Below are 18,644 nucleotides of genomic sequence, written 5' to 3'. Positions count from 1 at the left end.
CGCCACTAATCAGCGGGTTTCTTTATATCAGTCGATAGCACTTGGCTAGCGGTTTAAAGCGGCGCTTCTACTCAGCTAACTTAGCCAAATAGCGCTGGATTTGCGCCTTAATGCCGATACCATCAAGCTCAAGCTCGGCGTGCATTTCTTGTTGGGTGCCTTGGGAGATAAAGCGATCGGGGAGACCGATTTGCAGCACAGGCTTGATAACCCCATGGCGCATCATGGCTTCAATCACGCCAGAGCCCGCCCCGCCAGCGATCGCATTTTCCTCTACCGTCACGAGGTAGTCGTGCGTGTTGGCCATTTCAAGCAGCAATGCTTCATCCAGTGGTTTGGCAAAGCGCATATCAACCAAGGTGGCATCCAGCGTTTCAGCTGCGTCTAATGCGTGAGGTAACAAGGTGCCAAAGTTCAGCATCGCTATCCGCGCTCCCTGCCGTTTAATCACGCCTTTGCCAAGTGGCATCGCTTGCATCGTTTGTTCAATCTCTGCCCCGATACCACTGCCGCGAGGGTAACGCACCGCCGCTGGCCCATCATGAATATGGCCGGTATACAGCATTTGACGGCACTCGTTTTCGTCACTTGGCGTCATCACGACCAAGTTGGGAACACAGCGTAGATAGCTTAAATCAAAAGCCCCTTGGTGAGTTTGGCCATCCGCGCCAACAATCCCGCCACGATCAATGGCAAACAGCACTGGTAAGTTCATAATTGCCACGTCGTGGATGACTTGGTCATACGCGCGTTGTAAGAAAGTTGAATAAATGGCAACGACTGGGTGGTAAGTACCGATTGCCATGCCAGCGGCCAGTGTGACCGAGTGCTGCTCGGCGATGGCGACATCAAAGTACTTGTCTGGGTGAGCTTTCGAGAAGCGCACCATCCCGGAGCCTTCGCGCATTGCAGGGGTAATGGCGAGAAGTTTGTCGTCTTGCGCCGCCATATCGCATAGCCAGTCACCGAACACATTGGAGAACGTTGGGCTAGTTGGCTTGGATTTAGGCAGTGTGTGCACACTGGGATCAAACTTAGGCACGGCATGGTACCCAATCGGATCTTTCTCCGCCGGCTCATAGCCTTTGCCTTTTTTGGTCATCACATGCAGAAACTGCGGCCCTTTTAAGTGGCGCATGTTCTTGAGGGTTTTGACCAGTTCTTCGACGTCGTGACCATCAATCGGGCCGATGTAGTTAAAGCCCAGCTCTTCAAACATGGTGCCTGGGACAACCATGCCTTTTAGATGTTCTTCCGCGCGACGCACCAACTCTTTGATTGGCGGCGCGCCTGATAAGACTTTTTTACCGCCTTCACGAATACTGGTGTAGACATTGCCAGAGAGGAGTTGGGCAAAGTGGTTATTCATCGCGCCAACATTTTCAGAAATCGACATCTCGTTGTCGTTAAGTACCACGAGCATGTCGGGCTTGACATCGCCGGCATGGTTCATGGCTTCAAACGCCATTCCGGCGGTGATCGCCCCATCGCCAATCACGCTAACCACACGCCGGTTATGGCCTTCCTTCTGTGCGCTGATGGCCATGCCTAGGGCGGCACTGATGGATGTGGAGGAGTGGCCAACGGATAACACATCGTAAGGGCTTTCTCCTCGCCACGGAAAGGGATGTAAACCATCTTTTTTCCGGATCGTCTGCATGCGCTCACGTCGTCCGGTCAGGATCTTGTGAGGATACGCCTGATGGCCCACATCCCATACTAAATGATCGAACGGGGTGTTATAGACATAGTGCAGCGCCACCGTCAGCTCTACGGTGCCAAGTCCAGACGCGAAATGGCCACTTGAATGACTGACTGTGTTGAGTAAGTAGGTCCGTAACTCTTCACAAAGCTGCGGCAGGTGATCGCGTGGTAAGGTACGCAACTCTTCCGGCGTATCAGTAAGAGCGAGAGTCGGGTATTTTGATATATCCAGTGTCATAATGGTTCGGCGCTTTTATTAATCATGCTAGTTGTTGCGCTCGATGATATATCGGGCAAAAACTTCCAGTTGTTCGGTATTGTAGGGGATTGCCTCCAAGGCGTGTAGTGCTTCTTGGTAAAGTTGCTCGGCTTTTTCCTGCGCGCCAGCTAGCCCCAGTAGTGCTGGGTAGGTGCTTTTATCCGCGTTCACATCTGACCCTTGCGGTTTCCCGAGTGTTTGCGTGTCACTGGTAATGTCCAAAATATCGTCCTGCACTTGAAACGCGAGACCGATGGCGTCAGCAAAACGCTCAAGCTCATGCAAGTGGGCAACACCTGCCTCGCCGGCTGCATAGGCGCCGAGTTTTACTGCCCCTTTGATCAGCGCCCCGGTTTTATTGTGGTGAATCCGTTTAAGGGCTTCAAGATCAACGGCACGTCCCTCTGCAGCCAAATCCAGTGATTGTCCTAAACACATACCCGCTGCCCCGCTGGCCGCGGCCAAGGTTTTCACCATGTCTATACGGTAAGGCTCGGCCGCTGGATTGAGTGGGCCTTCAGCCAGCGCGGTAAAGGCCAGTGTTTGTAGCGCGTCACCGGCCAAAATCGCGGTGGCTTCATCGAAGGCAACATGACAGGTTGGCTGCCCGCGTCGCAAGCTGTCGTTATCCATGGCGGGTAGATCGTCGTGAATTAACGAGTAGGCATGAATACACTCCACCGCGACAGCCGGTGTATCAATTTGCGCAAGTGGCACGCCAAACAGCTGTCCTGTGGCATAGGTTAGAAAGGGACGAATGCGTTTGCCCCCCAAGAGCAAACCATGGCGCATTGCCTGAATAAGCGGTTGATCTTGGGAGGATAAGGTATCGAGCCACGCTTCGAGTTGTTGATTGCTTCGGGTTTGCGTTTCGCGCAGCGCATCGTGTACAACAGTGTTAATCATCGTCTTGAGGAGAAAGCTCAGTCAGTGGCCCATCATCTTCTTGCGAGAGCAAGATCTCGACGCGTTGCTCGGCGTCAGCAAGGGTTTTCTGCCCTTGACGAGTGAGTGCAATGCCGCGCTCAAAACGTTTCATTGCGGTGTCGAGAGGAAGTTCGCCGGATTCGAGCGCGCCGACAATGGTATCTAACTCTTTGAGCGTGTCCTCAAAGGTCATATTTTCTGGTTTCTTCACAGCCATGATGCCATAAAATTAGAAAAGAGAGGCTAGACGGTAACGCAGTGGCCACAGGCGGTCAAACCACTCTATGTGTTTTTGTGTGCTTGGCGCCACCACCGTAAAAGGCATGTTATCCTTGTTGGTATCTGCGCATTTACGCTAAACCTATAGGATTGGTTGCCGATATAACCAATACCCTAAAAAATGAAAAACAATGACTTGACGTAATTTAAGGGAGACTGACGTGGATATAGCGACGCTCATCGGCATTCTCGGCTCGTTTGCATTCGTAATAATGGCGATGCTGTTGGGCGGCACCATGAACATGTATTTTGACGTGCCATCGGTGCTGATCGTACTCGGGGGGAGCTTATTTGTGGTTCTCACCAAGTACACCATGGGGCAATTCTTTGGTAGTTTTAAAATTGCAGGCAAGGCATTCATGTTCAAATCCGATGACCCAGAGGACTTGATTGCCAAGATTATTGAAATGGCCGATGCGGCGCGTAAAGGTGGCTTCCTTGCTTTGGAAGAGATGGAAGTGAGCAACTCGTTTATGCAAAAGGGCGTGGACTTGCTCGTCGATGGTCATGATGCCGATGTGGTCCGTGCCACATTACACAAAGACATTAACCTTACCGAGGAGCGGCACGACCATGGCATTGGCTTTTATAATGCCTTGGCGGACGTGGCGCCCGCGATGGGGATGATCGGGACCTTGATTGGGCTGGTCGCCATGTTGTCGAATATGGATGACCCAAAGGCAATTGGGCCAGCAATGGCGGTCGCCTTGTTGACCACCATGTATGGTGCGATGTTGGCGAACATGGTGGCAACCCCCATCGCCAACAAGCTGGCGCTGCGTAAGGAGCAAGAAAAATTGAATCGGCGTTTGATCATGGACGGCTTACTCGCGATTCAAGATGGACAAAACCCGCGTGTCATTGATGGCTTTTTGAAAAACTACCTCAATGAGGGTAAGCGTGAGGTGGATGTCGATAATTAATCGGTCTGAGACGCAGGCCTCAGCGAGCGAGAAGTAAGGAGTCTTCATGGCACAACAGCAAGAAGAAGAGGAATGCAAATGCCCGCCTCCCGGCTTACCGCCGTGGATGGGGACGTTTGCGGACTTGATGTCGCTTCTTATGTGCTTTTTCGTCCTTCTGTTGTCATTTTCAGAGATGGATGTGCTTAAGTTTAAGCAAATTGCTGGGTCAATGAAGTTCGCTTTTGGGGTACAAAATGTGCTCGAGGTGAAAGACATTCCTAAAGGAACCAGTGTGATCGCGCAAGAGTTTCGTCCGGGTCGTCCTGAGCCGACGCCGATTGAAGTGATCATGCAGCAAACCATTGATATGACGCAGCGCACCTTGGATTTTCAAGAGGGCGAGGATGATCGGTCCGGCGGCTCGCAACGCAACACGTCAGATAAGGAAGGCGGCACCAGTGCCCAAGTGGCGTCACAATTGGAGCAGCAGAGAATGCAGCAGCAACTTGAGCAGCTGCAAAAGGCGTTGATGCAAGCGTTGCAACGCGAAATCGATGAGGGGGCGGTTGAAGTCGAGAACTTAGGGCAACAGTTGGTGATAAGGATCCGAGAAAAGGGCGCTTTCCCACAAAACTCTGCGTTTCTTCAACCCAAGTTCCGCCCCATGGTGCGTCAAATTGCGCAGTTGGTAAAAGATGTGCCGGGAGAAATCAAGGTCTCAGGGCATACCGATAGCACACCTTTGGAGTCGGAGCTTTATCGCTCGAACTGGGATCTTTCGGCACAGCGTGCGGTGTCAGTGGCGCAGGAGATGGAAAAAGTCCCTGGTTTTAACCATTTACGTATGAAAGTGGAAGGATTAGCGGATACCAAGCCGCGTGCGCCGAACAATTCTCCGGAAAACCGTGCGTCAAACCGGCGTGTGGAAATCGCTGTGATACAAGGAAAACCCACCTTCTCGGATGAAATCTCTAGCGAGAATGCGCCACAAAACGCACCTTAGTCCTGTCTCTCGGCGATAACTGATTGTGGGTAAAGACAAGTTATCGCCGAGCACTTCTTCTTTCTTCAGACGTGAAAATAGCCGGTTTCAGCGGCAGCCTGGTTATTGTATAATCCGCGGCTTTGTTCCCAGCTGTATCGAACCGGTTATGAAGTTTATCGTTAAAATTCACCCTGAGGTGATCGTCAAAAGTGAGTCAGTCAGAAAGCGTTTTACAAAAATCCTCGAATGCAATATTCGTAATATTTTAAAGCGTCGGACTGATAATACGGCGGTATATAACCGTCGGGATCACATTGAGGTGACGTTAAAACAACCTAACGAGCGCCAACTGGTTCTGGATGTGTTAACCAACACACCAGGAGTGCAAACCGTGCTTGAGGTTGAGCAAACTCTGTTTAACGATTTACACCATATCTATGAGCTTACTTTGGCCGGTGTGCGTCACCAAATCGAAGGGAAGACCTTTTGTGTGCGCGCTAAGCGTCGTGGGCAGCATGACTTTACCTCTATCGATCTTGAGCGCTATGTCGGTGGTGGACTAAACCAAGCCGTGCCGTCGGCCAGTGTGCAACTGAAAAAACCGGATGTCACCGTGATGATGGAAGTCGATCACGATAAGCTCAACGTGGTGAAACATCGTCACGCAGGTCTAGGGGGCTTCCCACTCGGTACACAAGAAGATGTATTGAGCTTGATCTCTGGCGGGTTCGATTCAGGCGTTTCCAGTTATTTGCACATTAAACGTGGCAGTAAAGTGCACTACTGCTTCTTTAATCTGGGTGGTAAATCGCATGAAACGGGTGTGCAGCAGGTGTCTCATTACCTTTGGAACAAATTTGGCTCATCGGCCAAAGTGAAGTTTATTTCGATTGATTTTGAGCCGGTCGTCAATAGCATCTTGGAAAATATCGATAGCGCGCAAATGGGCGTGGTGTTGAAGCGTATGTTTATGCGGGCGGCGGCCATGGTGGCAAAACGGTTTGGTATTCAAGCACTGGTGACCGGCGAAGCGTTGGGGCAGGTGTCGAGCCAAACGCTCACCAATCTGCGCATGATTGACAACGTCACTGATAGCTTGATCTTGCGCCCTCTGATTAACTGGGACAAAGAAGATATTATTCAGACGGCGCGTAAAATTGGCACAGAAGACTTCGCCAAAACCATGCCAGAGTATTGTGGCGTGATTTCCAAAAAGCCAACGGTGAAAGCGGAAAAAGCCAAGCTTGAACACGAAGAAGCCAAGTTTGATTTTCGTCTGCTTGAGCAAGTGGTCGACAACGCGACTGTGATGGATATCCGTGATATCGAAGCCTTGAGCCAAGAAAAAGTGCCGGAAGCGGAGCTGGTTAATGAGGTTGAGAAAGGCGCAGTGGTGCTGGATATCCGCAGTCGAGAAGAGCAAGAAGATAAGCCGCTTGAGATTGAAGGCGTTGATGTGGTGCACATTCCTTTCTTCAAATTGGCGACCCAGTTTGGCGACCTTGACCAAACGAAAACTTATTTGCTCTATTGCGAGCGAGGGGTAATGAGTCGCTTGCAAGCGCTGTATCTTAAAGATATGGGCTTTGACAACGTGAAAGTGTATCGGGTGTAGGCCGAGTGGCTTACCGAAGTAAAAAGACAGGCAGCCTGTTTGCGTTTAAGCCTCGTGCAAATCTAGCCTTGTGTAAACTTTTTCTCATAGTGCAGTTGAGGCAGGGGCATCATTGGCTCCGCCACTTGCCAGGCCAAGGCTTTGCCGCCAAGCACGTGAACGACTTCGATCGCGAACTCCATTGCCGAACCTGGCCCCTGGCTGGTAATCAAACGATGGTCATAGTCGGTCATCACGCGGCGGCGGCTTAGCCATTGCGCTGGGATCTGATCGCTGACGCTGGGGTGACAGCTCATGTGTGATTGTGGGAATAGCTGGTGGCGTTGTAGCACTAACGCCGGTGCGGCACAAATGGCAGCCACCCACGCATTGTCGCTCTGCTGTTGCTTGATGATCTCGGTGATCAGGTTACTTTCTCCTAAGCACTGGGCGCCCTCGATACCACCGGGTAAGATCACACAGTCAAAAGGCTGGTCGGCGACTGTTGCCAGTGCGGCGTCGCAAACTAGCTTGACGCCACGTGAACAGGTTAGCGTGAGCTCGCCTTCGGGATCGGCGCTGGCCACGATGACATTGAAGCCGGCACGTTTCATCACATCAATGGCAGTCACGGCTTCCATTTCTTCTGTGCCATTGGCCATACAAATCAGGATGCGTTTATCACTCATGATGATTCCTTATCTCTCCACTTGTTGAACGGCTTGGTGTAGCTGCTGGTGGTGTGGGGTTGAAATCTGGTGTGCTAGGGCGCGTTGCAGCACATAGCCCGTAATATACGCCAGCTCGGTCGGGCGACGGTAAAATACATCGCGATTCATTGAAGAGTAGTTGTCTGCGGTTGCCTTGGCGACCATTTCCACACGTTGACGTACTTCGGTAGCCGAGGCAAGGATCCGCTCCGCCCGCATTACAGTGGCTAATTCTTGGCATAGCGCATCAATGATTGGCGCATAGTCTCGTTTGAGCAATTCACCGTTTTTTATCCCATGTAAGGCGGTAAGCGGGTTGATGACACTATTGACCGCCAGTTTATACCACAGCGATTCCAGGATATCGCTGTGCCAGGTTGCTGCCGGTAGGGCATGATCCAAGACATCGGCGAGAAACTGACAGGCTTCACCGGCTTGGTTACCTGCCCCGAGCGCTGTGGGCCCATTGCCCGTGTGCCGGTACTCGCCTGTTTCCGCGCGAAACACGCCTTGTGAGGTGGTCGCGAGCAGCAGCGGCTGGCTGGCAGGTAGGGTATCAATAAGCCATTGATGAGGTCCCATGCCGTTATGCATCAACATCACCATGGTTTCCGGCTCAAGATGAGCAAAGCTCGGGGTTAAGGCGGCTTGCACGTCATAGGCTTTGGTGCAAACCAGCCAAAGATCACTATAACGCAGTAAGTCTGGTTGGTTGGCAGGAAAAGTAAGGGAGGTATCGTCAAGGTTCAGCGCCCGCTTATCAGCGCCATCGCGCGTGATAAGATGAACGTGATGACCCGCTTGGCTTAATTTGACCGCCCATAAGGTGCCGATCGCACCTGCGCCTATCAAGGTGATCCGCATGACAACTTGCCTATCGATGAAAAGGCCAGTGTATCATAGACAATATAAGGCAGGGAGCAAAGCGCCGGCAGGGACCGGCGCTGGATAGGATTAGAATTTGTAGGTCGCGCTAAGGTAGTGAGAAATACCTGAGCTGTCGGCGACAGCACCTACAGAGTTGTTGGCATTACCATCTTCAAAAAGATAAACATCATTATAGGCTTTTAGACCATAACCGAGGGCGTAGTTGTCTGAGTGCCAGTACAGGCCGTTAAACATCGCACCGCCATGGGTCGCTTGATTGTTGCCTTTAAAGGTGTCATCGGCACCGAATTGGTAATCGATATAACCTTGGTATGACAGGAAGCTACCGTTGTCGAAAAAGTGGAAAGGTTTAAACCAGTTAGTCGAGAATTGATAGCCGTTCCAATCTTTGTTTTTGATGTCATACAAGCCATAGAGGTTCATGCCCACTTTGCCAAACCAAGGCAGCTCAACATCGGCACCGACCCCCCAGAACGAGTTGTTGATATCATCATCGCCACCGCCCCAGTTAAACAAGGTCGAGAAGTAGACTTCTTGTACCGGGCCAAACGACAAATCTTGTCCGGTGATGCCATCAATTGAGAAGCGCGGCGCCAACTTCATGAACGCTTTCGATGCACCTTTTTTATTGTTGTTATCACTGCCGTCTTCAGCCAAGTCAAAAATATCCACATAACCATAGAGATCGACCACGCCTTTGCGGCCGCCAAACTCCATTTCTAGATAGTTATGATCTTTATCGGTGTCATCACCAAACTGTACTTTTTCATCAATCGAGTACATGGCATTAAACTGAAGCCATTTATGATCATTTTTGTAAATGTCATCCGAGTAATCGGCGGCGTTGGCAACGGATACACCGCTGGCGGCGATAACGGCGAGTGCGAGTAGGGATTTTTTCATAGTGACTGCCTCTGCTGAGTCTTGTTGTTGCGCAGTGCGCATGGGACAGAGGCAGTATATTGATTAAGTTCACCATAAAGAATGTAATAAACATAGACACAAAAATAGGCTGTGATCAGAGGCGGTTTGTAAAGGGTTGCATGACAGTTTTATGTGATCTTTGTTACTCAATAAGTCACAGCGGCGCGCAAAATTTTGCACTCCACTGTGATATGTCAGGGTTAGTCGCGACGAGAATCTAGGCAGTGTCTAGCATGCTTATCACTTTGTGACGGCGGTTGGCGAAACTGTCTGCCAATGTAGATCAGCATGACTAGTCCTGGGATCACCATTAGTGCGGTTATTACGAAAAATGTTGACCAGCTATCGAGCCAGTCGACCATCATGCCACTAAACGATGCAACCGTGGTGCGACCTAAGTTCCCCAAAGACGCGAGTAGCGCATATTGAGTGGCCGAGAACGCGCGGCCGGTCAAGAAGGTTAAAAAGGAGACAAACGCAATAGTGGCAAAAGCCGAGGTAAAGTTGTCTACCAGGATGGCCCCCAATAGCAGGTGCTCGTTGGGGCCGACCATGGCAATCCAGGCGAACATAAGGTTGCTGGATGCCATGGCGACCCCACCAATAAATAGCCCTTTAATCACGCCAAAGCGCAGGTTGATGTAGCTGCCTATTAAGGTGTAAACCACGGTGAGCCCCCAGCCGACTAGCTTGGAGTAATACCCAATTTGCTCATTGGTAAAGCCAACATCTTTGTAAAACACGATCGACATGCGACCGAGAAAGGCTTCGCCCAGTTTAAACAAAAACACAAATAACAGCAGCGTAAGGGCTACCTTAATCCCGTTGCGACGAAAGAACTCGGCAAAAGGTTCCACCACCGTCACGGCAAACCAGGCTTGGAAGCCACTGTAGCCTTGGTTGAGGTAATGTTTGGTGGCCTTATCTTGGCGCTGTTCTCGATCACTGGCAGGCTCTTTGACATACAGGGTGGCGAGAATCATTAAGCCGACAAATCCGGCCATAATCACATAAACTTGGTTCCACCCGATGGCATCGGCATTGATAAAGCCGATATAGCCAGGCACAGAATAGCCTGTCCACCAACCAATGACCGACATCGCCGAGGCGAGCGGGAACTTCTCGGTTTCATGCTCGGCGAAGTTATCTATACGGAAGGCATCAATGGCAATGTCTTGTGTGGCCGACGCGAGAGCGATAGAAAAAATCAATGACGAAAGGACAAGGGTGGTGATCCAGGGATCAATCGCTTGCAGGCCTTGCATGTTAACGCGAGACAAGGCCAAGGTGGCGACAAGCATCAGTGATTGTGTCACCACAATCCAGCTACGACGATGGCCAAGCTTTTCATTCAGTACCGGGATCTTAAGCCTATCCAGCAGGGGGGCCCATAAAAAGTTAACGGCGTAAAGCACGAACACTGAGCCAAAAAGGCCAATAGCCGTGCGCGATAACCCCTCATCGGCCAGCCAACCATTTAAGTTGGAGCCAATTAATACCCAAGGGAAACCACTACAGCACCCCATTAAAAAAACAAAGAGCAGGCGACGGTCGGTGTAGGCCGCCAAGGTCATTTTTAGCTTGGATGACTGCATAATAAGGTGGCCTACTTAAAGACTAGGGGGTTGAGACACGATTGATAGCAGTAATGATAATCGGTTGTTGCGGCACATCCTGCATCCGTTTGCTGGGGATAGTAACGGTTGGCTGCTCGGTGATGGTCAGGATAGTGTTAAACCCTTCCACGACGCGGCCAAACACCGTGTACCCCAGCTTATTGGGGGTTGCATCTAAAAAACCATTATCACTGACATTGATGTAGAACTGGCGGGTGGCAGAGTCCGGGTCTTGGGTTCTGGCCATCGCGATGGTGGCACGACGGTTATATAGGCCATTACGTGATTCATTATCAACAGGTTTATACGTGGGGCGACGATTGAGGTCTTGATCAAATCCGCCTCCTTGCACCACAAAGCGTGGAATCACCCGATGAAATTGAGTGCCGACATAGCTGCCGTCATCGACATAGCGTAAAAAATTGCTGACAGTCTTGGGAGCTTTATCCTCATCAAGTTGCAAGACAAAGTCTCCCTGGGTCGTTTCAACAGCGACCATCACGCTGGCTTGCACTGGCGGCACCACCAGTGCAAGTATCCCTAAAAGTGCCCATATTTTCATGATTAAAAGTGCCCATATTTTCATGATTAAAAGTGCGCTTTCATGTGAGCAAGTAGCTGCTCATCGTTGGCAATGTCTTGCAAGACAGCTTCTAGCAGGTTGTTTAATGCCATTTCGATATCGTCGGGCGAAGCGCTGCTAACGCCGCTCTGGGTTGATTTGCCGGTGTAACGTTTTACAAAGCGACCATCCGGTGATTCAGCGACTAGCTGCAGTTGCACTGACGCTTCCATATCGTGCTTGAATACCGTGTGCTTAACACGAACTAAGGCGTCAAGAATATCGAGGCGGAGCATGCCCGGGCCATTTGCGACGACACGGAACCCTTGTGCTGAAAGCTGGCGTGAGAGGGTATCTTCAAGGACAACGCGCAAGTTTTGGGTGGCATGCAGCGGCTTAACATTGGAGCGACCGCTATCAATCACCGCAACGAACTGAGCTGTCCGTAAGTCCTTACTCTTTACAACCACAGGAAGGTTGTTGACCTGCTGCTGATTGGATGACGCTGGAGACGGTGCAATGGTTAGTTGTGGCTCGCGAGGTGTTGAGCAGCCCGCTAGGACTAACACAGCGGCGGCAATAATCAGTTTCTTCATGGGGTTCAGCATCCTTTTGTTAAAATTGGGCGTTGACTGCCTTGAGAATAACGAATTTTTTATTTGACGCAACGACAGTCACGTTACCAAAAAGACGTTTTAGCTTAGTATGATAGCCAAGATGACGATTGCCAATCACTAAAAGCGCGCCATTCGTGGTCAGAACACGTTTTGCGTCACAAAACATTTGCCAAGCAATGTGATCAGTGATGGTTTGTTGCTGGTGAAAGGGCGGGTTACACAACACAAGATCAATATCTGTGTGGTTAAAATCGGTCAAGCAATCTCGTGCTTCACATTGGAAACGTTGTGAGTCAATATCATGGCTTTCAAGGTTGTGTTGGGCACTGGCGACGGCCATATGGCTCTCGTCGACTGCATAAATGTATGCCTTTGGGTTGTTACGTGCCGCCTGCAGGGCAAGCACACCATTCCCACAACCTAAATCCAGAATATTTTTTTCTTCGTCCGAGCTTGGGATTTGCGGAAGCATTAAGTAAGCCGCGATATCCAGCTTTTTGGCGGAAAACACATTGGGCCAATTAGCCAAGCGCATGGAAAACTCAGGCACATCGACATAGCTAAGTGGCTCGGTGGGCTGTTGGGGGAGGGCGTTAGCGGTAGAAAAAATCAAGCGCGCTTTTTTCTTTGCCAACGAGGTGGTGGTTGCCCCAAGCCAGTGCTCAAACTGATTCAGCGTAGAGGTATGGATCGCTTTTGCCTTGTCTCCGGCGAGGATGCGTGTGGCCGGTGTCGTTACAGACGCCAGTTGCTGGAGCTGCCATGCCAACATTTTGCTGCTTTTAGGCACTCGCATGATCACCGCATCAAACTGTTTAGGCAGTGGTTCCGTACTCTTAATCAGCGTAATGTCTGGAAGCTGGTTTTGGCGAAGGTTCGCGAGGGTCGCTTGCTGTGACACCACAGAATCGCTGATTTGAATGACGTCATAACCTTGCGAGCATGCCCAACAACTCAACGCGCCAAATTGATCATTGAGAATTAAAACCCGATTGCCTGCCTCAAGTTGCCAGGTGTTGGCGTGCTCAATGATATATTCATCGGCTGCATCAAAGGCTTGAAGCGTTTCATTTTTTCGGCGCGGGTAGCGGTGTAGTGTCAGGGGAGATTCGTCGCTTGAGATTACAAGTTCTGTTTTCATGGGAGCGTTTGCGTCAGAGGTCACTGACTGCGTATATTGTCGCACTCACACCACAACTGCAATTCAAACTCGATGGGTATGCCATCAATGATGGCGTGATCAGGCTATTGAATTCGCAATTTTATCGATAACGACTAAAATCTGGGCAACTTGCCCTTGATAGGTTGGGGAAGCCATGAAAATTCAAACGCAAATTACAGAGAAACTGACACAGGCTTTTGCGCCCGTTCATCTTGATGTTCGCAATGAAAGCGATATGCACAATGTACCAGAAGGCTCAGAGAGCCATTTCAAGGTTGTCGTGGTGTCAGATGAGTTTGCAGGTAAGCGTTTAATACAGCGGCATCGTGCGATCAATACCACCTTGGCGGACGAGCTTGCCAATGATATTCATGCATTGGCTATCCATACTTACACCCCAGAAGAGTGGCAAGAGCAGGCAAATGCGCCAGACTCGCCAGCCTGCCGCGGGGGGGGGTAAAATAAGGGTGAGCCGATGTGCTTAGGCGTGTTGATTCTTCACGTTATGGCAACAAATTCTTACATAAAGTCGCTGGTGGGGTGGGTATCAACGCGGCGCTTGGCGCACCACGCGAACAGCGTGGGGTCGGTGACCGTCACCTTAAGACGAGCAAAAAAACAACAGTAAAACTGTGAGCTTACAACGAGCATTGTTTGTACAGGTATGCATAATTGCCACGCCCTAGTGACAATACCCATAGAATCAATACTGGGGTTAGTGATAGAATGCCGTGCTTAAAGACTAACCTAGGCTACCTTTGTGTAACGTCATGGTTAGCAGGATGTTGCGACGGTGCGCTCTCAGGCCACCATACAGTCGAAAGTCGTGTCTTTAACTGCGCAATAACAGAATTCTTTTTCCCGTTAATGTAGTGCAAGTGCGTATGATTACAATAAAAAAGGGTTTGGATATCCCCATTGCTGGGACTCCTGCTCAGGTGATAAATGATGGCCCAGCTGTCAAGAAAGTCGCCTTGCTTGGCGAAGAGTACGTTGGAATGCGCCCCACAATGCATGTGCGAGTGGGTGATGTGGTGAAAAAAGGCCAGGGCCTTTTCGAAGATAAGAAAAACCCTGGTGTGGTATTTACTGCTCCCGCAGCCGGTAAAGTGGTTGAAGTCAACCGCGGTGCCAAACGTGTTCTTCAGTCTGTCGTCATTGAAGTCGATGGTAACGAGCAAGTCACATTCAACAAGTATGAAGCGTCGCAACTGGCCTCTCTTGAGCGCCAAGCGGTGGTGGACCAATTGGTTGAGTCGGGGATGTGGACAGCGCTCCGCACGCGCCCGTTCAGCCGTTCGCCCGCGATTGATGCCGTGCCGGAAGCCATTTTTGTGAATGCAATGGACACCAATCCGCTCGCCGCGGATCCGAAAGTGATCATTGATGAGCAAAAAGAGGCATTCGTTGCAGGTCTTGATGTACTCTCTCGCTTAACTGACAAGCAAGTGTTTGTTTGTAAGGCGAATGTAGAGTTACCCACCAGTCAGCAATCTAACGTTGAACAACATGTCTTTGCTGGCCCTCACCCAGCAGGCTTAGTGGGCACCCATATCCACCACTTGCGCTCAGCAAGCATGGAGAAAAAGGTGTGGCATCTTAACTACCAAGATGTGATTGCGTTTGGCCACTTGTTCCTTACCGGTGAAATCAACACTGATCGTGTGGTGTCATTGGCAGGCCCGATGGTTAACAAGCCACGCTTGGTACGCACGCAGCTAGGCGCAAACCTCGACGAGCTGACTGATGGCGAGCTGATGGCGGGTGAAAGCCGTGTTATTTCTGGCTCAGTGCTGTCGGGGACCAAAGCGTCTGGCCCGCATGCTTACTTGGGCCGCTTCCACTTGCAAGTGTCTGTATTGCGTGAAGGCAACGAGAAAGAGCTGTTTGGTTGGTTGTCGCCGGGTAAAAACCGCTTCTCAGTGACGCGCGCCTACCTTGGCCACCTATTCAAAGGCCAACTTTTCAATTTGACCACCTCGACCAATGGCAGTGATCGTTCCATGGTACCAATCGGTAATTATGAGCGAGTAATGCCACTAGATATCGAGCCAACAATGCTGCTGCGTGATATCTGTGCTGGCGATACAGATAGCATGCAACAGCTGGGCGCGCTGGAGTTAGATCCTGAAGATTTGGCCCTTTGTACTTTTGTCTGCCCAGGCAAGTACGAGTACGGTCCAATGCTCCGCGAGAGCCTAGAAAAGATTGAGAAGGAAGGGTAACTGATGAGCCTTAAAAATTTTCTAGAGCAAATCGAGCCACACTTTGAGCCAGGCGGCAAACATGAAAAATGGTTTGCCCTGTACGAAGCGGTTGCCACCATTTTGTACACCCCGGGTATGGTGACCAAAGCCGGCGCGCACGTGCGTGACAGCATCGATTTGAAACGTATCATGATCATGGTGTGGTTTGCTGTGTTCCCCGCGATGTTCTGGGGTATGTATAACACAGGTAACCAAGCCATCATGGGATTGATGGATTTATATTCTGGTGACCAACTGGCGCAGGTGATCAGTGGTAACTGGCATTATTGGCTCACCGAGTCGATTGCGGGGCCGCTATCCGCTGCCGGGTGGGGAACCAAAACCATTCTAGGCGCTACCTACTTCCTGCCTATTTACGCCACCGTATTTATTGTGGGTGGTTTTTGGGAAGTACTGTTCTGCATCGTGCGCAAGCATGAAGTCAACGAAGGTTTCTTCGTCACCTCGATTCTCTTTGCACTGATCGTGCCGCCAACCTTGCCATTATGGCAGGCTGCACTGGGTATCACCTTTGGTGTGGTGGTTGCCAAAGAGATCTTCGGGGGAACTGGACGTAACTTCTTGAACCCTGCGCTTGCGGGACGCGCGTTCTTGTTCTTTGCTTATCCAGCGCAGATCTCTGGCGATCTAGTGTGGACAGCCGCAGACGGTTACTCAGGCGCAACGGCATTGAGCCAATGGTACTCGGGCGGTGAAGGCGCGTTGCAACACAATGTCTCCGGGCAAGCGATGTCTTGGATGGATGCCTTTATCGGTAATATCCCTGGCTCTATCGGTGAAGTATCAACCCTTGCTATCTTGATTGGTGGCGCGGCCTTGGTATACATGCGCATTGCCTCATGGCGTATCATCTTGGGTACGTTCGTCGGTATGGCGGTGGCGGCAACTCTGTTTAACCTGATTGGTTCCGACACTAACCCGATGTTTAGCATGCCTTTCTACTGGCACTTGGTTCTAGGTGGCTTTGCGTTCGGCATGATGTTTATGGCAACGGATCCCGTTTCGGCTGCGTTTACCAATAAAGCGAAATGGTGGTACGGCGCATTGATCGGTGCCATGGCAGTGATCATTCGCGTGGTTAACCCAGCATATCCTGAAGGCATGATGCTGGCGATCCTGTTCGCTAACCTGTTTGCACCCTTGTTCGATAACTTGGTGATTCAGGGCAACATCAAACGGAGACTGGCTCGTAATGGCAAGTAGTAACGATAGTATTAAGAAGACGCTGATCGTTGTTATCGCGTTGAGCTTGGTATGCTCAATCGTGGTGTCCGGTGCAGCGGTAGCCTTACGTCCTTTGCAGCAGATGAACGCAAAGCTCGACGTACAGAAGAACATCCTCTCGGTCGCTGGCATTGAGGTGTCGGGCGGTAAGAGTGCGATCAATGATGCTTATAACAAGTACATTGAACCGCGTCTGGTTAGCTTAGAGAAAGGCGACTTTGTCAGCCCCGACGCGGCCAATGTCGAAGACGTCGCAGACTACGACCAGCGTGAAGCCGCCAAAGACCCTGGGATGTCGAAAAAGCTAAGTGGTGACGAAAATGTCGCTGGTTTTGGCCGTCGTGCCGATATTGCGAAGATCTACTTGGTGAAAAACGACACAGGTGATTTGCAACGCCTCATCCTGCCAGTGAAAGGCTCGGGTCTTTGGAGCATGATGTATGCGTTTGTTGCGGTCGAGCCTGATGGCAATACGGTGGCTGACATCGTCTATTATGAGCAAGGGGAAACCCCGGGCTTGGGTGGCGAGGTTGAAAACCCGAAATGGCGCGCGAAGTGGGATGGCAAAAAGCTATTTAACGAACAAGGCGAGCCTGCTATCAAGGTGGTTAAAGGTGGTGCACCGAGTGATAGCGAGCACGGTATTGACGCGCTATCGGGCGCAACCCTGACCAGTAACGGTGTCGAGAAACAATTTGATTTCTGGCTAGGTGATTTGGGCTTTGGTCCATTCTTAGCAAAAGTTCGAGAGGGAGGCCTGACCAATGGCTGAAACGAAAGAACTGAAGAAGAATCTGCTGTCGCCGGTGTTAGACAATAACCCGATTGCCCTTCAGGTTCTCGGTGTATGTTCGGCACTCGCGGTGACCACGCAGATGCAGACGGCTTTTGTTATGACCTTGGCGGTGATGTTCGTTACCGCGATGTCTAACTTGTTCGTATCGCTGATCCGCAACCATATCCCGAATAGTGTACGTATCATCGTGCAAATGGCGATCATCGCGTCATTGGTTATTGTGGTTGATCAGACATTGAAGGCCTTTGTTTACGATATATCCAAACAGCTGTCGGTCTTCGTGGGGCTGATCATCACTAACTGTATCGTGATGGGGCGTGCGGAAGCCTATGCGATGAAATCGTCGCCGCTGCCGTCATTTATCGATGGTTTGGGTAACGCATTGGGTTATGGCTTCGTGCTGATGACGGTTGCCTTCTTCCGTGAGCTGCTGGGCTCAGGCTCTGTCTTTGGCGTGTCTATTCTGCCTGTGGTCAGTGAAGGGGGTTGGTATCAACCAAACGGCATGATGCTGCTGGCCCCATCTGCATTCTTCCTAATCGGCTTTTTGATTTGGATTGTGCGTACCTTCAAACCAGAACAAGTTGAAGCGAAGGAGTAACAGCACATGGAACATTATTTGAGCTTGCTGGTGCGCTCAATCTTTATTGAGAACATGGCGCTGGCATTCTTCCTCGGCATGTGTACGTTCTTGGCGGTGTCCAAGAAGGTAAAAACAGCGTTCGGCCTCGGTGTCGCCGTGGTGGTGGTATTGACTATCGCAGTACCGGTTAACAATTTGGTCTATAACCTGATCCTACGTGAAGATGCACTGGTGAAAGGGATCGATCTTAGCTTCCTCAACTTTGTGACCTTTATCGGTGTTATCGCCGCATTGGTTCAGATTTTGGAAATGGTATTAGATCGCTTCTTCCCGCCACTTTATAACGCGTTAGGTATCTTCCTGCCGTTGATCACGGTGAACTGTGCCATCTTTGGTGGCGTATCATTTATGGTACAGCGTGATTACAACTTCGCAGAGTCAGTCGTATACGGCTTTGGCTCTGGGGTAGGCTGGATGTTAGCCATCGTCGCCCTTGCGGGTATCCGTGAGAAAATGAAGTATTCAGACGTGCCGCCAGCACTGCGGGGATTGGGGATCACCTTTATCTCTGTTGGCCTGATGGCATTGGGCTTTATGTCTTTCTCTGGTGTGCAACTGTAAGCCGGGTAAACTGCGAGAAAA

19 protein-coding genes are annotated in these 18,644 nt (G+C 50.7%); 9 read left to right on the top strand and 10 right to left on the bottom strand.

The features are described from left to right. Nucleotides 1-67: 67 nt before the first annotated feature. The 3 genes from dxs to xseB are packed head-to-tail and all read right to left on the bottom strand — an operon-like array spanning nucleotide 68 to nucleotide 3,107. Nucleotides 68-1,942, bottom strand: coding sequence for a 1-deoxy-D-xylulose-5-phosphate synthase (gene dxs / locus BZG13_RS04855; RefSeq protein WP_077485503.1), 1,875 nt, complete (start codon nucleotides 1,940-1,942; stop codon nucleotides 68-70). Between the two features lie 27 nt (nucleotides 1,943-1,969). After that, on the bottom strand, nucleotides 1,970-2,869 hold the full coding sequence (gene ispA, locus BZG13_RS04850; protein WP_077485501.1) for a (2E,6E)-farnesyl diphosphate synthase: 900 nt from the start codon (nucleotides 2,867-2,869) through the stop codon (nucleotides 1,970-1,972). Next, nucleotides 2,862-3,107, bottom strand: coding sequence for an exodeoxyribonuclease VII small subunit (gene xseB / locus BZG13_RS04845; RefSeq protein ID WP_077485498.1), 246 nt, complete (start codon nucleotides 3,105-3,107; stop codon nucleotides 2,862-2,864). Before xseB ends, ispA begins: the two co-directional genes overlap by 8 nt. A 223-nt stretch (nucleotides 3,108-3,330) precedes the next feature. On the opposite strand from xseB, the gene pomA reads away from it, so the two are divergent. From pomA to thiI, 3 genes are all read left to right on the top strand, one after another. Further along, nucleotides 3,331-4,092, top strand: a complete 762-nt coding sequence (gene pomA, locus BZG13_RS04840; RefSeq protein ID WP_077485496.1) for a flagellar motor protein PomA — start codon at nucleotides 3,331-3,333, stop codon at nucleotides 4,090-4,092. A gap of 46 nt (nucleotides 4,093-4,138) precedes the next feature. Continuing rightward, nucleotides 4,139-5,077 (top strand): flagellar motor protein MotB, encoded by a 939-nt coding sequence (locus BZG13_RS04835; protein ID WP_077485493.1) that lies wholly within the window; start codon nucleotides 4,139-4,141, stop codon nucleotides 5,075-5,077. 148 nt (nucleotides 5,078-5,225) lie between these two features. Continuing rightward, complete coding sequence (thiI, locus tag BZG13_RS04830; RefSeq protein ID WP_077485490.1) at nucleotides 5,226-6,674, top strand: tRNA uracil 4-sulfurtransferase ThiI; 1,449 nt, start codon at nucleotides 5,226-5,228, stop codon at nucleotides 6,672-6,674. Nucleotides 6,675-6,736: 62 nt separating this feature from the next. Here thiI and BZG13_RS04825 read toward each other — a convergent pair whose 3' ends face one another. The 7 genes from BZG13_RS04825 to BZG13_RS04795 form a co-directional block, all read right to left on the bottom strand. Next, entirely contained in the window at nucleotides 6,737-7,342 is a 606-nt protein-coding gene (locus tag BZG13_RS04825) for a DJ-1 family glyoxalase III (RefSeq protein WP_077485487.1), read from the bottom strand. A gap of 9 nt (nucleotides 7,343-7,351) precedes the next feature. Beyond that, complete coding sequence (locus BZG13_RS04820) at nucleotides 7,352-8,227, bottom strand: 2-dehydropantoate 2-reductase (protein ID WP_077485485.1); 876 nt, start codon at nucleotides 8,225-8,227, stop codon at nucleotides 7,352-7,354. 90 nt (nucleotides 8,228-8,317) lie between these two features. Further along, the gene (locus BZG13_RS04815) at nucleotides 8,318-9,154 is read right to left on the bottom strand and encodes a nucleoside-specific channel-forming Tsx family protein (RefSeq protein ID WP_077485538.1); all 837 of its coding nucleotides are present in this window, start codon (nucleotides 9,152-9,154) and stop codon (nucleotides 8,318-8,320) included. Nucleotides 9,155-9,375: 221 nt separating this feature from the next. Further along, nucleotides 9,376-10,770 carry an AmpG family muropeptide MFS transporter gene (locus BZG13_RS04810; RefSeq protein ID WP_077485483.1) on the bottom strand — a complete coding sequence of 465 codons (1,395 nt, stop codon included), beginning with the start codon at nucleotides 10,768-10,770 and terminating at the stop codon, nucleotides 9,376-9,378. A gap of 22 nt (nucleotides 10,771-10,792) precedes the next feature. After that, complete coding sequence (locus BZG13_RS04805; RefSeq protein ID WP_077485536.1) at nucleotides 10,793-11,353, bottom strand: peptidylprolyl isomerase; 561 nt, start codon at nucleotides 11,351-11,353, stop codon at nucleotides 10,793-10,795. A 26-nt stretch (nucleotides 11,354-11,379) separates the two neighbouring features. Continuing rightward, nucleotides 11,380-11,949, bottom strand: a complete 570-nt coding sequence (locus BZG13_RS04800) for a YajG family lipoprotein (RefSeq protein WP_077485480.1) — start codon at nucleotides 11,947-11,949, stop codon at nucleotides 11,380-11,382. Between the two features lie 19 nt (nucleotides 11,950-11,968). Further along, nucleotides 11,969-13,111 (bottom strand): methyltransferase, encoded by a 1,143-nt coding sequence (locus BZG13_RS04795; RefSeq protein WP_077485478.1) that lies wholly within the window; start codon nucleotides 13,109-13,111, stop codon nucleotides 11,969-11,971. Nucleotides 13,112-13,286: 175 nt separating this feature from the next. On the opposite strand from BZG13_RS04795, the gene bolA reads away from it, so the two are divergent. The 6 genes from bolA to nqrE all read left to right on the top strand — a co-directional run bounded on the left by bolA (nucleotide 13,287) and on the right by nqrE (nucleotide 18,623). Further along, entirely contained in the window at nucleotides 13,287-13,592 is a 306-nt protein-coding gene (gene bolA, locus BZG13_RS04790; RefSeq protein WP_077485476.1) for a transcriptional regulator BolA, read from the top strand. A 424-nt stretch (nucleotides 13,593-14,016) separates the two neighbouring features. Then, nucleotides 14,017-15,357, top strand: a complete 1,341-nt coding sequence (locus BZG13_RS04785; protein WP_069361144.1) for a Na(+)-translocating NADH-quinone reductase subunit A — start codon at nucleotides 14,017-14,019, stop codon at nucleotides 15,355-15,357. A 3-nt stretch (nucleotides 15,358-15,360) separates the two neighbouring features. Further along, complete coding sequence (locus tag BZG13_RS04780) at nucleotides 15,361-16,602, top strand: NADH:ubiquinone reductase (Na(+)-transporting) subunit B (protein WP_069361143.1); 1,242 nt, start codon at nucleotides 15,361-15,363, stop codon at nucleotides 16,600-16,602. Next, the gene (locus tag BZG13_RS04775; protein WP_077456978.1) at nucleotides 16,592-17,395 is read left to right on the top strand and encodes a Na(+)-translocating NADH-quinone reductase subunit C; all 804 of its coding nucleotides are present in this window, start codon (nucleotides 16,592-16,594) and stop codon (nucleotides 17,393-17,395) included. The genes BZG13_RS04780 and BZG13_RS04775 overlap by 11 nt, the downstream gene beginning before the upstream one ends. Beyond that, the gene (locus tag BZG13_RS04770) at nucleotides 17,388-18,020 is read left to right on the top strand and encodes an NADH:ubiquinone reductase (Na(+)-transporting) subunit D (RefSeq protein ID WP_077456976.1); all 633 of its coding nucleotides are present in this window, start codon (nucleotides 17,388-17,390) and stop codon (nucleotides 18,018-18,020) included. The genes BZG13_RS04775 and BZG13_RS04770 overlap by 8 nt, the downstream gene beginning before the upstream one ends. Nucleotides 18,021-18,026: 6 nt before the next feature. Beyond that, nucleotides 18,027-18,623, top strand: a complete 597-nt coding sequence (gene nqrE, locus BZG13_RS04765) for an NADH:ubiquinone reductase (Na(+)-transporting) subunit E (protein ID WP_046073752.1) — start codon at nucleotides 18,027-18,029, stop codon at nucleotides 18,621-18,623. Nucleotides 18,624-18,644: the final 21 nt, after the last annotated feature.

It is taken from the genome of Salinivibrio sp. ML323, from assembly GCF_001995745.1.
Classification (GTDB): domain Bacteria; phylum Pseudomonadota; class Gammaproteobacteria; order Enterobacterales; family Vibrionaceae; genus Salinivibrio; species Salinivibrio kushneri.
Note: the sequence above shows the minus strand (reverse complement) of the source record. Positions and strands in the feature narration are given on the sequence as shown.

Excerpts from the sequence above, each read along its gene's own strand:
- dxs (WP_077485503.1), bottom strand. The coding sequence starts at position 1,942 with ATGACACTGGATATATCAAAATACCCGACTCTCGCTCTTACTGATACG.
- ispA (WP_077485501.1), bottom strand. The coding sequence starts at position 2,869 with ATGATTAACACTGTTGTACACGATGCGCTGCGCGAAACGCAAACCCGA.
- xseB (WP_077485498.1), bottom strand. The coding sequence starts at position 3,107 with ATGGCTGTGAAGAAACCAGAAAATATGACCTTTGAGGACACGCTCAAA.
- BZG13_RS04835 (WP_077485493.1), top strand. The coding sequence starts at position 4,139 with ATGGCACAACAGCAAGAAGAAGAGGAATGCAAATGCCCGCCTCCCGGC.
- thiI (WP_077485490.1), top strand. The coding sequence starts at position 5,226 with ATGAAGTTTATCGTTAAAATTCACCCTGAGGTGATCGTCAAAAGTGAG.
- BZG13_RS04825 (WP_077485487.1), bottom strand. The coding sequence starts at position 7,342 with ATGAGTGATAAACGCATCCTGATTTGTATGGCCAATGGCACAGAAGAA.
- BZG13_RS04820 (WP_077485485.1), bottom strand. The coding sequence starts at position 8,227 with ATGCGGATCACCTTGATAGGCGCAGGTGCGATCGGCACCTTATGGGCG.
- BZG13_RS04815 (WP_077485538.1), bottom strand. The coding sequence starts at position 9,154 with ATGAAAAAATCCCTACTCGCACTCGCCGTTATCGCCGCCAGCGGTGTA.
- BZG13_RS04810 (WP_077485483.1), bottom strand. The coding sequence starts at position 10,770 with ATGCAGTCATCCAAGCTAAAAATGACCTTGGCGGCCTACACCGACCGT.
- BZG13_RS04805 (WP_077485536.1), bottom strand. The coding sequence starts at position 11,353 with ATGAAAATATGGGCACTTTTAGGGATACTTGCACTGGTGGTGCCGCCA.
- BZG13_RS04800 (WP_077485480.1), bottom strand. The coding sequence starts at position 11,949 with ATGAAGAAACTGATTATTGCCGCCGCTGTGTTAGTCCTAGCGGGCTGC.
- BZG13_RS04795 (WP_077485478.1), bottom strand. The coding sequence starts at position 13,111 with ATGAAAACAGAACTTGTAATCTCAAGCGACGAATCTCCCCTGACACTA.
- bolA (WP_077485476.1), top strand. The coding sequence starts at position 13,287 with ATGAAAATTCAAACGCAAATTACAGAGAAACTGACACAGGCTTTTGCG.
- BZG13_RS04785 (WP_069361144.1), top strand. The coding sequence starts at position 14,017 with ATGATTACAATAAAAAAGGGTTTGGATATCCCCATTGCTGGGACTCCT.
- BZG13_RS04780 (WP_069361143.1), top strand. The coding sequence starts at position 15,361 with ATGAGCCTTAAAAATTTTCTAGAGCAAATCGAGCCACACTTTGAGCCA.
- BZG13_RS04775 (WP_077456978.1), top strand. The coding sequence starts at position 16,592 with ATGGCAAGTAGTAACGATAGTATTAAGAAGACGCTGATCGTTGTTATC.
- BZG13_RS04770 (WP_077456976.1), top strand. The coding sequence starts at position 17,388 with ATGGCTGAAACGAAAGAACTGAAGAAGAATCTGCTGTCGCCGGTGTTA.
- nqrE (WP_046073752.1), top strand. The coding sequence starts at position 18,027 with ATGGAACATTATTTGAGCTTGCTGGTGCGCTCAATCTTTATTGAGAAC.